At 57.0% G+C, this 14,335-nt stretch carries 15 protein-coding genes; 4 read left to right on the plus strand and 11 right to left on the minus strand.

What is annotated here, in order from left to right; genetic code table 11:
• Nucleotides 1–105 precede the first annotated feature (105 nt).
• The 6 genes from Q0908_RS04410 to Q0908_RS04435 form a co-directional block, all read right to left on the minus strand.
• Entirely contained in the window at nt 106–894 is a 789-nt protein-coding gene (locus Q0908_RS04410; RefSeq protein WP_299281311.1) for a DUF1217 domain-containing protein, read from the minus strand.
• A 1-nt stretch (nt 895) separates the two neighbouring features.
• Nucleotides 896–1,300 (minus strand): flagellar biosynthesis repressor FlbT, encoded by a 405-nt coding sequence (gene flbT, locus Q0908_RS04415; RefSeq protein WP_299281313.1) that lies wholly within the window; start codon nt 1,298–1,300, stop codon nt 896–898.
• On the minus strand, nt 1,297–1,674 hold the full coding sequence (gene flaF / locus Q0908_RS04420; RefSeq protein WP_299281316.1) for a flagellar biosynthesis regulator FlaF: 378 nt from the start codon (nt 1,672–1,674) through the stop codon (nt 1,297–1,299). The genes flbT and flaF overlap by 4 nt, the downstream gene beginning before the upstream one ends.
• Before the next feature lie 69 nt (nt 1,675–1,743).
• Entirely contained in the window at nt 1,744–3,021 is a 1,278-nt protein-coding gene (locus tag Q0908_RS04425) for a flagellin (protein ID WP_299281318.1), read from the minus strand.
• Nucleotides 3,022–3,223: 202 nt separating this feature from the next.
• Nucleotides 3,224–3,583 (minus strand): flagellar biosynthesis protein FlgN, encoded by a 360-nt coding sequence (locus Q0908_RS04430; RefSeq protein WP_299281320.1) that lies wholly within the window; start codon nt 3,581–3,583, stop codon nt 3,224–3,226.
• On the minus strand, nt 3,573–3,854 hold the full coding sequence (locus tag Q0908_RS04435) for a rod-binding protein (RefSeq protein WP_299281322.1): 282 nt from the start codon (nt 3,852–3,854) through the stop codon (nt 3,573–3,575). Before Q0908_RS04435 ends, Q0908_RS04430 begins: the two co-directional genes overlap by 11 nt.
• Before the next feature lie 116 nt (nt 3,855–3,970).
• Here Q0908_RS04435 and Q0908_RS04440 point away from each other — a divergent pair, with 116 nt between their 5' ends.
• On the plus strand, nt 3,971–5,458 hold the full coding sequence (locus tag Q0908_RS04440; protein ID WP_299281324.1) for a flagellar hook-length control protein FliK: 1,488 nt from the start codon (nt 3,971–3,973) through the stop codon (nt 5,456–5,458).
• Nucleotides 5,459–5,461: 3 nt separating this feature from the next.
• Nucleotides 5,462–6,124, plus strand: a complete 663-nt coding sequence (locus Q0908_RS04445) for a flagellar hook capping FlgD N-terminal domain-containing protein (RefSeq protein WP_299281325.1) — start codon at nt 5,462–5,464, stop codon at nt 6,122–6,124.
• Here Q0908_RS04445 and Q0908_RS04450 read toward each other — a convergent pair.
• The 5 genes from Q0908_RS04450 to Q0908_RS04470 all read right to left on the minus strand — a co-directional run bounded on the left by Q0908_RS04450 (nt 6,121) and on the right by Q0908_RS04470 (nt 11,395).
• On the minus strand, nt 6,121–7,440 hold the full coding sequence (locus Q0908_RS04450; RefSeq protein WP_299281327.1) for an FAD-dependent oxidoreductase: 1,320 nt from the start codon (nt 7,438–7,440) through the stop codon (nt 6,121–6,123). The two genes, Q0908_RS04445 and Q0908_RS04450, sit on opposite strands and share 4 nt — an antisense overlap.
• A complete protein-coding gene (locus tag Q0908_RS04455) occupies nt 7,437–8,255 on the minus strand; it encodes an ABC transporter permease subunit (protein WP_299281329.1) in 819 nt (272 codons plus the stop codon). The genes Q0908_RS04450 and Q0908_RS04455 overlap by 4 nt, the downstream gene beginning before the upstream one ends.
• The gene (locus Q0908_RS04460; protein ID WP_299281331.1) at nt 8,252–9,127 is read right to left on the minus strand and encodes an ABC transporter permease subunit; all 876 of its coding nucleotides are present in this window, start codon (nt 9,125–9,127) and stop codon (nt 8,252–8,254) included. Before Q0908_RS04460 ends, Q0908_RS04455 begins: the two co-directional genes overlap by 4 nt.
• On the minus strand, nt 9,124–10,251 hold the full coding sequence (locus Q0908_RS04465; RefSeq protein ID WP_299281332.1) for an ABC transporter ATP-binding protein: 1,128 nt from the start codon (nt 10,249–10,251) through the stop codon (nt 9,124–9,126). The genes Q0908_RS04460 and Q0908_RS04465 overlap by 4 nt, the downstream gene beginning before the upstream one ends.
• A 61-nt stretch (nt 10,252–10,312) precedes the next feature.
• Nucleotides 10,313–11,395: a polyamine ABC transporter substrate-binding protein gene (locus tag Q0908_RS04470; protein WP_299281333.1), complete on the minus strand. Its 1,083-nt coding sequence runs from the start codon at nt 11,393–11,395 to the stop codon at nt 10,313–10,315.
• A 147-nt stretch (nt 11,396–11,542) separates the two neighbouring features.
• On the opposite strand from Q0908_RS04470, the gene Q0908_RS04475 reads away from it, so the two are divergent.
• Complete coding sequence (locus tag Q0908_RS04475) at nt 11,543–12,940, plus strand: aspartate aminotransferase family protein (RefSeq protein ID WP_299281829.1); 1,398 nt, start codon at nt 11,543–11,545, stop codon at nt 12,938–12,940.
• 230 nt (nt 12,941–13,170) lie between these two features.
• Entirely contained in the window at nt 13,171–14,271 is a 1,101-nt protein-coding gene (locus tag Q0908_RS04480; protein ID WP_299281335.1) for an ABC transporter ATP-binding protein, read from the plus strand.
• Nucleotides 14,272–14,335 lie beyond the last annotated feature (64 nt).

Below are 14,335 nucleotides of genomic sequence, written 5' to 3' on the forward strand. Positions count from 1 at the left end.
ATGCTAACCGGTCAGAAGAGGACCAAAACCTGAACAGAGCTAACTTATAAACACGGACTCTCAGGGGAGCAGGTCAGCAACTGAAAAACATACCAAAAACGAGAACTACTGGCTTAGCAGAGTCAATGCGATCTGAGCACCTGAAGATCCGGAACCAAACGCACTTATCTGAGCGCGGGCGAGGTATGTTGTGATGAGCCGGTCGAGATTTTCAGGCTCAACAAATTCCGATGGATCCGACACTCCAAAGATACGTTCGGTCCTGTCCTGAAACACTCCCAATTGCTGATCGATATCAGCTTGACCAAACCCATCTGGCAAGCCCAAAGCAGTCTCAAACAGGGTTCGCAAAGGCAGTTGCCCCATAATACTGAACCACTTTTGCGCCTCACTACCCGAACCGCCTACAACGTCGCCAAGAGTTCGTTCAGCATACAGGGCGATCCGCATCGTTTCGTCCTGATTGCCAGCGGCAATCTCAAAACTGTTCGCTTGATATTGAGCAATAATTTTCTCGGCAAAATCAGGAGCCAATGCGCCCCGAACCTCACCAGGACCCAAACCAAATGCCGCCGAAAAATCTCGATAACGGGAATCGGTAAAACGATTGGCCAGAGCGTCATCTGCCGTCGTCCCATCGCTTAACATCTTTTCGATGAAAAAGCGGTTGTTGATATCGTCCTGAAGACCGAAGGCACCGAGCGCCACGGTCAGAAGTTGACGATCAGCCACTAAATCCTGCGCCGAAGTCACTGACCCTATTTTCTCAGCAAAATGATCCTTATCGCGCTTTAACTGGGCGGATTGATTGAAGGCGGCAGATTGCTGATCGTAAGTTCTTTGCAGGAATTGCCAACCGATCAAACCGGACGAAATCAGGACAGGCTGATACACGTTATTGTACTCCGGTGGATAGCATACGCTCTTCACGAGGCAGCAACGTTCTAAGGGCCTTCAGGCAGCGATAGTGGTCATCCTGAACCAATGCATGAGACGCAATGTCGAGATGTTTGCGGCTGTCTGGATCAATGAACACCTGGCTCAACTCTTCAATGCTTCGCAAGAGTGAGCGTCGGCTGTCGCCTCGATCTGCATCGCCTGACAGAACCAACTGCACCGCATAGCATACCCGACGTACAGGCGTTTTCGCATCCTCAGGATGAATAGCGTCCCGCAGCCTTAGAATATGTGCGTCCGGCGTCATGATCGCCAAACGGCTCCGGCGGTCCCCGTTTTCAATAACCGCGCCATTGATCAAAACGCGCTCTTTCGGGCTCAGCTTCAGTATAAGACCACTCATGTTGCCGGGCCCTCGCTTTTCAGGCCTCGTAAAACAGCCATATTGATTTCCAACAAGGGCAGAACCGATACCTTCTCGCGAAGGATTCGCCGCGTGTAATGACTGGTAAATTCCGATAGATACAGCACACGTGCCTTTAGCTCGTGCGGCAACGGATTGTTCGCATCAGCGATATCGACCACCAGAGCCGTCCACAGCCGCTGGTTCCGATGCAACGCTTCAGCATATCCCGCAAAGTTCTTTTTGCTATCCTGCGCCCGGTCGCGCAGTTCTTGAGTAACACGCGCGATCACTTGATATTCGGCCCGACGATCGCTTCGGGTTGACGTTGCATTTTCCGCATAGCCACGCATAGCTTGAGAAGTCGCGTTCACACGATCACCTGTTCCATTGGAATGAAATGAGTTGGCGAGGCACCAAAAACAGCGCCTCGCCTGGATTGCTTAACGGAACAACGACAGGATTGTCTGTGGTGCCTGGTTCGCGATCGACAGCGACTGAACACCCAACTGTTGCTGCGTCTGCAGGGCCTGCAGGCGAGCAGAGACCGCTTCCATATCAGCGTCAACAAGCGAACCGATACCGGATTTCAAGGAGTCCGTCAGCTTGCTGACAAATTCGGATTGCGTTTCAATCCGCCCCTCAACAGAACCAAATGCTGCTGCTGCATCAATTGCGGTATTGATAAGCGTCTCGATCGACGTCAGCGCAGCAGTTGCACCTGCGTCGGTCGTCACGTCAACGGCCTGCAACGCTGCCAACCCACCGGAACTTGTGCCTGCGGTGTTCCCAGCCGTATCCGCTTCGATCGTCACGGACAGCTCGTTGCCGGCATTCGCACGCGTCAGGCGCACGGTGTCGCCATCAAGTGCTACGGTGTAGTTGGTTTCATTCGTAGCGGACAGGAAAGCAGATACCTGATTGTACAGATTGGTCGCGACATCCTGGGTGCTGTCATCAGAGTCAGCCACATATTCGAACGTCCGTGCGCCAAGACTGTTAGCACCAGCTGTGTCATCCAACTGAAGTTGGTACCCAAACCCGTCACCGACCGATGCGATGGCGACATCAACGAAAGATGCCGCGGCGGTCGTCGGTGCCGCAGTGCCAGAGTTGACTGGCGTCCCGGCACCTTCCGGCGTTGCGTTCACGATTGTTGCGCCAGTATCCGCGCCGGTACCATCATAGACTTGCGTGGTCACAGAACCGGACACCGACAGGTTTTGACGTTCCACCGTAATGTCCGAGGCGCTCACGTTGCCACTCGAATTCCGGTCAAGCGATGACAGAATATTGACGTCATCGGTCGACGTGCCATCAACAAGGTTTAGGCCGTTGAATTGCGCGGCACCAACCACACCTTCGATCTGCTCGCGAAGGGCATTGATATCCGTCTGAATCTTATCACGATCCACGTTGGATTCTTGAGCGGCCGTGATCTTGCCTTTGATGTCAACCAACAGGTCAGTCACAGTTTCCGCCGCGTTCCGACCGACGGCGACTGTGGATTCGCCAAGGCTCAACCCTTCTGAAATCGCCTTGAAGCCTTTGACATCCGATTCCATAACCTTGGAAATCGCCCAAACGGCAGAGTTGTCTTTGGCGCTCGATACCGACTTACCTGTCGAAATCTCATTCTGCGTCATCGCCAGATTTTTATTGATCCCTTTAAGGGTTTGCAGCGCAACCATTGCGCTGTTGTTCGTAAGAATGCTCGACATATGCATGTCCTTTTGTCACGGCGCTTTGCGCCAAGGGTTACGTTTCGACCATCGTGGGCGAAACCGATTGCCGTTCTGACAAATGCAGTCCCTATGATCAGGGATGTGCGCCACCCGAATTGAGTGCAGGAAGACCATGCCCCGTTTAGTCCTAACAGATCGCTAAGCGCCGATTTCTCAATGCCTTAGATTTGAATCAAACCTAGGAACGCTTCTCCAAAGTCCCGCCATCAGCCACCGTTACAGTGCGTTTTTTTCCCAAGGAATCATACGTGTCGAGCGACTGGCGCACCTGACGAATGCTCGCCAATCGACGCGTCACGGATCGCACGCCATCAAGGGCTGCATCCAATAGCAATTGATTGCGTCGCAGTTTGTCTTGCAAGGTACCAATATGCGGTCCACCCGGAAAATCAGGGGCATTCAGGTCGTTGATTAAGCTCTCCTTTCGCGAATGCAACCGCGAGATATCGTCCAGATTTCCCTCCAGTAAGGCGGCGCGTTCTGTGTCCAGCAGATCATTCAACGAATCGATGGTCGCATGCGCCTGATCATCCTTCATGCTGTCGCTCCTTCAGCGCCTCAAACAGCGCTTCTGCCAGCCCGATACCGCCGGCAGTTACCATTTCTTCAGCCTGTGCTTGTACCAGAAAGGACGAAAATTGATCTTCGCCCGCACCACCGCCAAAGGCAGTGCGCGTTTGCCCCAATCCAGCGGCCTTCAACATTTCAGCCAAAAATGTCGCCTCTAACTTCTGCGCGGCATCACGCAACGCGCTATCGGTCCGGGCCATGGGTGTGGGGACACGAGGTTGCGCCTCAACAGACTGCATACTGAGTTCCTTTCAATTCGATCGATATTTCGGATCATGGACGATGATCAGTAAAGAACCGGTAACCATCGCTGCGCCATAGTGCTGTCAACGTGGAAGAAATCCCGGAGACGCGCATGAACCTTACGATCCTGACGGCCTTGACGGACATGGCGGAAGTGCGCCTGAGACTTCCGGAAACCGAGACGTCGGGCGATGCATTGCTGCCTTTTGCCTCTGTTCTTGAGAACGGGGCTGACGCGTCCGATTTGCTGCCTGATGTTGGAAAAGCGACAGTACCGGAACATCGTGAGATGGACGTCGCTTCAAGCGAAGCAGGGCTGGAAACACCCCCTCGCAACGACATCCAAGGTCGGGAGGCGGAGGTAACAGCCAGTCCCTCACCGACCGTTCAAATCATCTCTGATGGTGTTGATAATCACGTCGAAACATCGTCGCAGATCAAAGGTGGGCTTGCACATATTGGCCACGATAACGAACCTGATATCGCAGACCTCCCATCTAAACCTGAAGAACGGTTAGCGGCGGCAGCATCGGATTTGGCCGCGGTCGAACAACCTACTGCGAAGCCACTGAATTATGTCGAGTCTCGGCCCATCCAGTCGATCGCGGCCGTTGAAAAAGTATCGTCTCGATATTCGACTGCTGATGCTGGGCAGAGGGTAACTTTCCGACCAGCGGCAAAGCAAGATCAGCCGACCTCCATCCCCCAACCTCCGCCCGCTTTCGGCGATGCTGCGGTAACTGGCGCAGAACAGCGTATGTCGATTGATGCAGCATCCCCTGCCACACTAACGCCAACGGATCGGCATCTTTCAGGACACAGCGCGACGCTCCTCGGGTCACCGAGAGTACCGAACAAGATGTCAGGCTCCAGCCTCATTAAAGATTCCATCGAGTTTTTACCGAATGAGCCAAAGATGGTGGAACGTGCAATTATGGAACGGGCGGGCCTCACCCCACAGACGGCTGGACCTGCGACATACGACAATGACCCATCAAACGCAGTTTCCGCGCAAAGCAATCCAAGCACAATCCAGCTTGCCGGTATGACCGACATTTCAACACCGTTGCCCGCTCAGGTCGCATCGTTCGCCACCGGAGCGGCGACATCTATTGAGGGTCCGTTCGAACAAGTCATGTGGGATCTTCGACCTTCGGCAGTCCACCACATGCCGACAGTTTTACACACACGCCCGGACCTCCCGCCTCATATCGCACAACAGATTGCGGAAGCGCTGCACAAAACCCCGGGGAAACCACTGGAGCTCGTACTAAATCCGCCCGAGCTTGGGCGGGTCAGGATGATTCTGTCACCATCTGATGCCGGTATTGTGGTCAGTGTCGTGGCCGAGCGACCGGAAACGCTGGACCTGATGCGTCGCAATATCGAAGATTTGGGCCGCTCGTTTGAAGAGCTTGGGTACGAGGACATATCGTTCTCATTCTCTCAAGGCGATCAAACTGATCAGGACCCCGAAGCGCGCCATCAAGACGGGAACCCGGCGCATACAGCGCCCTTCGAAAATCCGGCCACGATTGTCATCCCGGCACTCACGTCAGCACTCAGAATTGCGCCAGATGGCGTCGACATAAGGCTATAAATCATGGAAATTCTTCAAGCACCCAACGCGCAGGCCCCTGCACCCGCGACAACAGCGCCCGCCGCCAACGTTCTCAGTTCCGACTTCGAGGTGTTCCTGAAAATGTTGACGGCGCAAGCCGAATATCAGGACCCGCTGGAACCAATTGATTCCTCGGAATACGCAGCCCAACTCGCGCAGTTCTCGATGGTCGAGCAACAGGTGACGACCAATGATCTGATGCAACAACTGCTCACGGCACTGGGCGCAAATGACATGGCAAGCGCTGCAAACTGGATCGGGATGGAGGCGTTGATACAAGGCCCAGCCAAATTTACCGGCGACCCAATCACGATTGCACCGAACCCGCCCATCGCAGCCAGTGAAGTCGATTTGATCGTGACCAATGCGCAAGGCACGCAGGTGCAACGGCTCGCCTTGCCCTTGGGTGCCGAACCCTTTGTCTGGGACGGTAAAAAAGCCGATGGATCATCCTTTGAGCCGGGCGAATACACCTTCGAGATCGAAAGCCGCGCGAATGATGCCGTTTTGCTTACCGAACCTGCGCTGTCCTACAGCCGTGTGACCGAGGCCCGCATTGAAGGTGGCGCAACACTCCTCGTGCTTGGCAGCGGATACCTGATTGAAGCCAGCAACGTAAGCGGCTTGCGCGAACCACCGGCCTAACGGATCCAGTCACGCGCCTGAAAAGCAGCATATATCGGCGGCATTACGACACGGCGCTTCGTTCCAAATGGAAAGGCGCGGGCCGGGTGCCGTATCACGTCAGGACAATCGACTGGCGAATTTTCCAGCACCATGTCCGCCAGAAACCGACCCGTGAGCGTGCCCATAGCGACACCGTTTCCATGGTACGCAAAGCCTGCCAGCACATGTGGCATGCCAGGCAGCCGCCCAACATATGGCAGAAGATTGCGGGCCAAACAGACCAGTCCAGACCAGCTATGCGTGATGTCCACATCAGACCACGCCGGAAACATATGCCGGAAATCGCGCATCACGGCAGACCGCGCGTTCTGTTCGGCTGAGACTGACGCGGCCAGCCCACCCCGCATGCCGAATAGAAACCTTTGATCCGGCATCAGGCGAAAATAGTGCAGCAAATGCCGCGTATCATAGGCCATCTGGTCGGTGAGCCAGCCCTGACTTTGCAACTCCGCCGCACGCAACGGTCGCGTCACGATAATTGTCGATTGCGCGGGCATATAAAGACCGGCCATCGCCGACGGGATATCCTCGCTGGAGTACCCGTTTGTCGCGACGATTATCCGCTCGGCCTGCACTGTGCCGGATGGCGTTATGACGCGCGTCGGTTCGACCCTCGTGGTCTGGCTTTGACCATAGATCCGCACGCCCAATGTGGTAGCGGCAGTTGCCAGACCGGCCAAATATTTGCGGGGGTTCAACCCAAACCCGATGGGGTTTGTGAAGGCACCGTGAAAAGGTCCGGACATGCCATGCGCCGCCAAATCGTCTGCCGCGATAATCTCAGGCCTGACGCCATAATTCTCCAGCGTCCGCGCGCCCTCGGTCTCCAACGACCGCGCCGCCCTCGGCGTATGCGCAAGGCAGGTTTCGCCGTTTGAATGGCGGTCAACGTCCAGATTGAGCTCAGAGATCAAGCGGTCGACCAGATCAACCGCTGCCTTTTCGCACTGCCGCCAAGCCAGCCGTGCCACCTTTCCAAAACGTCGATCAAGCGCAGAGTCCGATGCCATCCCGCCGCCCAAACAGCAGAACCCGCCATTCCGACCAGAGGCACCCCAGCCCAGTGCGTGCGCTTCGAGCAGAACGACAGACGCGCCACCGCGGGCCAAGTGCAACGCAGCGGACAACCCCGTGAAACCGCCACCCACAATGGCTACATCGCAAACGACCTCACCCTCCAGCTTGGGGCAGACAGGCACGTGCGCCGTTTCATCCCACCAGCATCCATCACGTGGTCCGGCCCCATAGGCGTAGTCTGCAAAGATGCGTTTCATGTGGCGCGCGCGGCGGCCTGCTCATCCCGTTTGGCGCGCAAGGCCGCGTGTTTGGTGCTGAGCGATGCCGTGATCACCCCGATCGTGACCAAACCGATCATGATCGTGCTCAGCGCGTTGATCTCCGGACTGACGCCCAACCGCACGGATGACCAGATTTTCATCGGCAGCGTGGTGGCCGATGGACCGGACGTGAAGGACGCGATGACAAGATCATCGAGGCTGAGCGTGAAGGCCAGCAACCACCCCGATATCACTGCTGGTGCGATAATCGGTAAGGTGACCAATCGAAAGGAGTCAACCGGCGAAGCGCCCAGATCCAAGGCAGCTTCCTCGAGCGACCGGTCAAACGTCATCAGGCGGGACGAGACGACGACGGACACAAAGCACATCGAGAATGTCGTGTGCGCCAGAACGATGGTCAGCACGCCGCGGTCCAATCCAATTCCGATGAACAGCAACAACAAGGACAAGCCAGTGATCACTTCGGGCATGACGAGCGGCGCGTAGATCATACCGGAAAACAGGGTGCGCCCGAAAAACCGCCCGCCGCGCACCAGTACATAAGCCGCCATGGTGCCCAACACGGTGGCGATGGTGGATGAGATCACAGCGACCCGTAACGTGACCCATGCCGCGTCCAGAAATGCCTCATTCGACAGCAACTCGCCGTACCATTTGGTTGAAAATCCCGCCCAGACTGTCACCAGTTTCGACGCGTTAAAGCTGTAGATCACGAGGATCAGCATCGGCACATAGAGGAACACGAAACCCAGTGTCAGTGACACCACGTTGAAGGGGCTGAGGCGGTTCATGTTTCTGCCTCGGCCTGGCGCTGTTCGTTGCGCTGGAAGAGAACGATGGGAACAATCAGGATCAGCAACAGGATCACCGCGACCGCCGATGCGACAGGCCAATCGCGGTTGGAAAAGAACTCTTCGAACAATACCTTGCCGATCATCAGCGTGCTTGATCCCCCCAACAGCGACGGGATAACGAATTCGCCCAGCGCGGGAATGAAGACGAGAAAACAGCCCGCGATGATCCCGTTCTTGGACAGCGGAATTGTCACCAGCCAGAACGCCTTGAGCCGCGAGCATCCCAAATCCTCTGCCGCTTCGATCAGCGATCCGTCCAGCCGATCAAGCGCGGAATAGATCGGCAGGATCATGAAGGGCAGATAGGTATAAACGATCCCGATATAGACGGCGGTGTTGGTGTTCAGAATGGTCAGCGGCTCGCCGATGACCCCTATCCACAGCAGGAACTGGTTCAGGAACCCTTCGTTGGACAGGATGCCGACCCACGCATAAACGCGGATCAGGAACGACGTCCAGAACGGCAGGATCACCAGCATCAGCAAAGTGGGCCGCCACTGATCGGGCGCACGCGCCATCGCGTAGGCCATCGGATAGCCGACAATCAGCGTCAGCACCGTCGAAATCAGCGCGATCTGCAACGAGCTGAGATAGGCTTTCCAATAGAGGTCGTCCTCGGTCAGAAAGACAAAGTTCTCGAAATCCAGCTGCGACAGCATATTCCAGAAGCCGTCGCGCATGGTCGGCGTATAGGGTGGAATCGCCAGCGCGATATCAGACAGCGAAATCTTGAAAACGACCAGAAACGGAATCAGAAACAGCGCCAGCAGCCAGATATAGGGCACCGATATGAGCGTTGCGCGTCTCATGCGCCCAACAGCACGCCCGCTGTTTTGGTCCAACCGACCCAGACCGGGTCTTCCCACGTAATGCTGCGCCGGGACAAACGGCGTGTGTTGGCGGTCTGCGCTTTGATGATCTGACCCCCGGGCAATTCCACGTGATAGGTCGACAGGTTACCCAGATATGCGATGTCGAGGACTTTGCCCTCCAACAGATTGTCGACATCATCGGGTTTGGTCGTGTGGATCGCCACTTTTTCCGGGCGCACGGCAAGGTGGGCCTGCTGCCCTTCGGCAAACGTCGTCTCCGACACTGCGGTGACGGGTGCGGCACCTTCTTTCCAGGTGAGCGCATACGTATCCGCCCCGGTTGCCGTGACAGTTCCGGTCAGAATATTCACATCCCCGATGAAATCAGCGACATAGACGGATGCGGGAGCCTCATAAATGCGATCAGGCGTCGCCACCTGCATGATCCGGCCTTCATCCATCACAGCGATGCGCGAGGCGACCGTCATGGCCTCCTCTTGGTCGTGAGTGACGATCACAAATGTGGTGCCCGTCTTTTCCTGAATATCCATCAGCTCGAACTGTGTTGCCTCGCGCAGTTTGGCATCCAGTGCGCCAAGAGGTTCGTCCAGCAGCAGCAGCTTGGGTGCCTTGGCCAAGGACCGGGCAAGTGCCACACGCTGGCGCTGCCCGCCGGAAATCTGATGTGGCTTGCGGCGGGCAAGTTTTTCAAGCCGGGTCAGCTTCAGCATCTCTTCGACACGGGCGGATATTGCAGCTTTGTCACTGGTTTCACGCCGGAGTCCAAAGGCGATGTTGTCCCAGATGCTCAGATGCGGAAACAGGGCGTAGGATTGGAACATCATGTTCACCGCCCGCTTGTTAGCAGGCACCCCGGCGATGTCTTTGCCTGCAAGTTCAATGAACCCCTCGGTCGGGTTTTCAAAGCCGGCAAGCATCCGCATCATCGTCGTCTTGCCACAGCCCGACGGCCCAAGCAGCGCAAAGAATTCCTGTGGATAGATATCAAGCGTCAGATCGTCGATGGCAACGAAAGTGCCAAAGCGTTTCGTGACATTGCGAAACCGTATGATCGGCTCGGCGGTCGGAACGTCCCAGGGGGCGAAAACAGTCTCTGCCAAGGAGGACTCCGTTCAAATAGAGCGGGGCGCGAGGCGTATCCCCGCGCCCTGGAAGCACAGCTTAGGTGCCTGATTTGATCTTGGTCCACATGCGCGTGACGGTCCGCTGTGTTTTGGCGTCATAGGGCGTTGTGGTGTAGAGGTTCTCGAGCGTGGTTGCGTCGGGATAGATCGCGACATCGCCGATCACGTCTTCGACCAGGAACTCCTGCGACGCCAAGTTGCCGTTGGCGTAATAGACGTAGTTGGATGCAGCCGCCATGTTCTGCGCGTCCATGATAAAGTTCAGGAACTTGTGCGCGCCGTCAGGGTTGGGGGCATCCACCGGAATCGCCATATTGTCGAACCACATCAGCGCCCCCTCTTTGGGCGCGTAATACTCGATTTCGACCCCGTTCTCGGCCTCTGCCGCGCGATCCCGTGCTTGAAGGATGTCACCCGACCAGCCGACGGCCACGCAGATGTCACCGTTTGCAAGGGCGTTGATATATTCCGAGCTGTGGAATTTTTGCACATAAGGCGCAATGTTCGTCAGCACGGGCTCCGCCAGTTTGATGGTGTCAGCATCCTGCGCATCAGGGTTTTCGCCCAGATAGGCCAGCGCTGCGGGGATCAATTCGGCGGGGGCATCCAGAATGTGCACGCCGCAGGCCTGCAGTTTTTCCATGTTGGCCGGATCAAACACGAGGGCGAGGGAATCGACCGGGGCATCTTCGCCGAGGATCTCCTGCACCTTGCCGACATTCACACCGATGCCCGTGGTGCCCCACATGTAGTTGATCGCGTATTGATTGTCGGGGTCATATTTTGCGACCCGTTCGCTGATCACGTCCCACATGTTAACCGAATTGGTTAGCTTGGATTGGTCCAGTTTCTGAAACGCTCCGGCTGCGATCTGGCGTTGCAGGAAGGTGCCCGACGGCACCACCACATCATAGCCCGATCCACCGGCCAGCATTTTGGTCTCCAGCACTTCGTTGCTGTCGAACACGTCATAGATCAGATCGATGCCGGTCTCTTCTTCGAACTTGGTCAACAGGTCTTCGTCGATGTAGTCCGACCAGTTATAAACACGCACTTCTTCGGCCAGCGCGGCACCTGTCAGGGCAAGACCAGCGACTGTGCTCAGCATTAACTTCTTCATAGTGTACTCCCGTCACATGCCCGGTTTGCCGGGTCGCTTGATATGAAATCAACTTTTATTGGTCCCGTCCAGCATGATCGCATAACGGCGATTGACGGCGCGCCCTTTGCCCATATTCTCCGCAAGTCTCTTACCTTCGAGGTTTCAATGCCCGCGATCACCAATCACCTGCCCACATCCGAATTGCAGGCGCTTGACGCCGCGCACCACATGCACCCCTTCACCGCCGGGGGCGAGTTGGCGGCCAAGGGCGCGCGCGTCATCACCCGGGCCAAGGGCGTGTATCTGCACGACAGCGAAGGCAATGAAATCCTTGATGCGATGGCCGGCCTGTGGTGTGTGAACATCGGCTATGGGCGCAGCGAGCTTGCCGACGTCGCCGCGCGCCAGATGAAGGAACTACCCTACTACAACACCTTTTTCCAGACGACGCATGTGCCAGCTATCGCGCTGGCCCAGAAGATCGCAGAATTGGCACCGGGTGATCTGAACCACGTCTTTTTCGCCGGGTCCGGATCCGAGGCGAACGACACCAACATTCGGATGGTGCGCACCTATTGGGCGATCAAGGGCAAGCCGACCAAGACGATCATCATCTCGCGCAAAAACGCCTATCACGGCTCCTCCGTCGGGTCGGGCAGTCTGGGCGGCATGACCCCGATGCACGAACAGGGCGGTCTGCCGATCCCCGACATTCACCACATCAACCAGCCCAACTGGTGGTCCGAAGGCGGCGATATGAGCCCGGAGGATTTCGGCCTCGCCCGAGCGCAAGAGCTGGAGCAGGCCATTCTGGCCCATGGCGAGGATCGCATCGCCGCCTTCATCGCTGAACCGATCCAGGGCGCCGGTGGCGTGATCATCCCGCCCAGCACTTACTGGCCCGAAATCCAGCGCATCTGTGACAAATACGAAATCCTGCTGATCGCGGACGAGGTGATCTGCGGCTTTGGTCGGACAGGCAACTGGTTCGGAAGTGAGACGCTCGGGATCACGCCGCACATCATGACGATCGCAAAGGGTCTGTCCTCGGGCTATCAGCCCATCGGCGGATCAATCGTGTGCGACGAGGTGGCCGAGGTCATTGGATCGGGCGAATTCAACCACGGCTATACCTATTCCGGCCATCCCGTTGCGTCCGCGGTTGCGCTGGAAAACATCCGCATTCTCGAGGAAGAAAACGTGCTGGATCACGTGCGTGACGTTGCCATGCCCGCCCTGCACGAGATGTGGCACGGTCTGGCAGATCACCCGATGGTGGGAGAGACGACGATCACAGGCATGATGGGCTCGCTTGCGCTGACGCCGCACAAGGGCAGCCGCGCCAAGTTCGCGATGGATGCGGGCACCGCAGGGTTCATGTGCCGCGAGCGCTGTTTTGCCAATAATCTGGTGATGCGCCACGTCTATGACCGGATGGTCATTTCGCCGCCCTTGGTGATCGCGCCGGACGAAATCACCCTGTTGGGCCAGCGCGCGCGCACGGCATTGGATGAGTGTTATGCGCTGCTCAAAGACGGCGACATGCTGAAACCAGCGGCCTGATCGCGGTATTTCAAACCACTCCCTCGCACTAAAATGCACATGATTCCGTTATGCGGCCCGCCTACCCCTCAAGGACAATTCCCTGAAAGCGTCTGCTTTTTCAGTGAAACCGACCCGATTGCACTATGAAACCCCCATTTTGCAGCCTTGTTGGTTGCAACATGCGCGTCGGACCGTTTTACATGTCGCAACTGACGGTCAACCGTCGGATATAAAACGGGGAGCCAGATTTGGCCGATACTGCGACCGACCAGGCGTTCGTCGAATTCGAACGCGTGCAAAAAAGCTATGATGGCGAAAACCTCGTCGTCAAAGATCTGAACCTGTCGATGCCCAAAGGCGAGTTTCTGACCATGCTCGGGCCATCGGGGTCGGGCAAGACGACCTGCCTGATGATGCTGGCGGGGTTCGAGACGGCCACGCACGGCGACATCCGGCTTGGCGGTGTGTCGATCAACAACATTCCGCCTCACAAACGCGGCATCGGTATGGTTTTCCAGAACTACGCCCTGTTTCCTCACATGACGGTCGCCGAAAACCTCAGCTTTCCGCTTGAGGTGCGCAAGATCGGCAAGGCGGACCGCGAAGAAAAGGTGATGCGCGCGCTTGGCATGGTGCAGATGCAGGATTTTGCCGGGCGTCGGCCCGCGCAGCTTTCCGGTGGTCAGCAACAACGGATCGCGCTGGCACGTGCGCTGGTGTTCGAGCCCGAACTGGTTCTGATGGACGAACCGCTTGGCGCGCTCGACAAACAACTGCGCGAAACGCTGCAATTCGAAATCACCCGTCTGGCGCATGATCTGGGGATCACGACCGTTTATGTGACCCATGACCAAACCGAAGCACTGACGATGTCGGACCGCGTCGCCGTCTTCGACGACGGGCGCATCCAGCAGCTTGCCCCGCCGGATGCCTTGTATGAGGAACCGCAAAACAGCTTCGTCGCCCAGTTCATCGGCGAGAACAACACCCTGCTCGGCGTGATCGAAAAGATCAAAGGCGACACCTGCGAGGTGCGGCTGGATGACGGCAGCATCATCGACGCCAAACCCATCAACGTGACCGAAGTCGGTCAGCGCACCCGCGTATCAATCCGCCCCGAGCGGGTCGAAATCGGCACCGCGCGGCTGACGCCCGATGCGCATACGCTCAAGGCCGAAGTGCTCGAATTCATCTATATGGGCGATATCTTCCGCACCCGCCTGCGGGTGGCGGGCAACGATGATTTCGTCATCAAGACACGCAATGCCCCCGATCAGATCCGCCTGACCCCAGGCACGATGGTCGAAATCGGGTGGATGCCACAGGATTGCCGGGCGCTCGACGCGTAAGGCAAACTCAGACAGGCCGGGGCGATGCCCGACGTTCGGCCTGCAACACTCAACAACGGGCGTA

Origin of the sequence: uncultured Tateyamaria sp., assembly GCF_947494755.1 — a bacterium.
Classification (GTDB): Bacteria; Pseudomonadota; Alphaproteobacteria; order Rhodobacterales; family Rhodobacteraceae; genus Tateyamaria.

Bases quoted from the DNA above. Each gene is read 5' to 3' on its own strand.
- flbT (WP_299281313.1), bottom strand. From the start codon at position 1,300: ATGAGTGGTCTTATACTGAAGCTGAGCCCGAAAGAGCGCGTTTTGATC.
- Q0908_RS04425 (WP_299281318.1), bottom strand. From the start codon at position 3,021: ATGTCGAGCATTCTTACGAACAACAGCGCAATGGTTGCGCTGCAAACC.
- Q0908_RS04430 (WP_299281320.1), bottom strand. From the start codon at position 3,583: ATGAAGGATGATCAGGCGCATGCGACCATCGATTCGTTGAATGATCTG.
- Q0908_RS04435 (WP_299281322.1), bottom strand. From the start codon at position 3,854: ATGCAGTCTGTTGAGGCGCAACCTCGTGTCCCCACACCCATGGCCCGG.
- Q0908_RS04440 (WP_299281324.1), top strand. From the start codon at position 3,971: ATGAACCTTACGATCCTGACGGCCTTGACGGACATGGCGGAAGTGCGC.
- Q0908_RS04445 (WP_299281325.1), top strand. From the start codon at position 5,462: ATGGAAATTCTTCAAGCACCCAACGCGCAGGCCCCTGCACCCGCGACA.
- Q0908_RS04450 (WP_299281327.1), bottom strand. From the start codon at position 7,440: ATGAAACGCATCTTTGCAGACTACGCCTATGGGGCCGGACCACGTGAT.
- Q0908_RS04455 (WP_299281329.1), bottom strand. From the start codon at position 8,255: ATGAACCGCCTCAGCCCCTTCAACGTGGTGTCACTGACACTGGGTTTC.
- Q0908_RS04460 (WP_299281331.1), bottom strand. From the start codon at position 9,127: ATGAGACGCGCAACGCTCATATCGGTGCCCTATATCTGGCTGCTGGCG.
- Q0908_RS04470 (WP_299281333.1), bottom strand. From the start codon at position 11,395: ATGAAGAAGTTAATGCTGAGCACAGTCGCTGGTCTTGCCCTGACAGGT.
- Q0908_RS04475 (WP_299281829.1), top strand. From the start codon at position 11,543: ATGCCCGCGATCACCAATCACCTGCCCACATCCGAATTGCAGGCGCTT.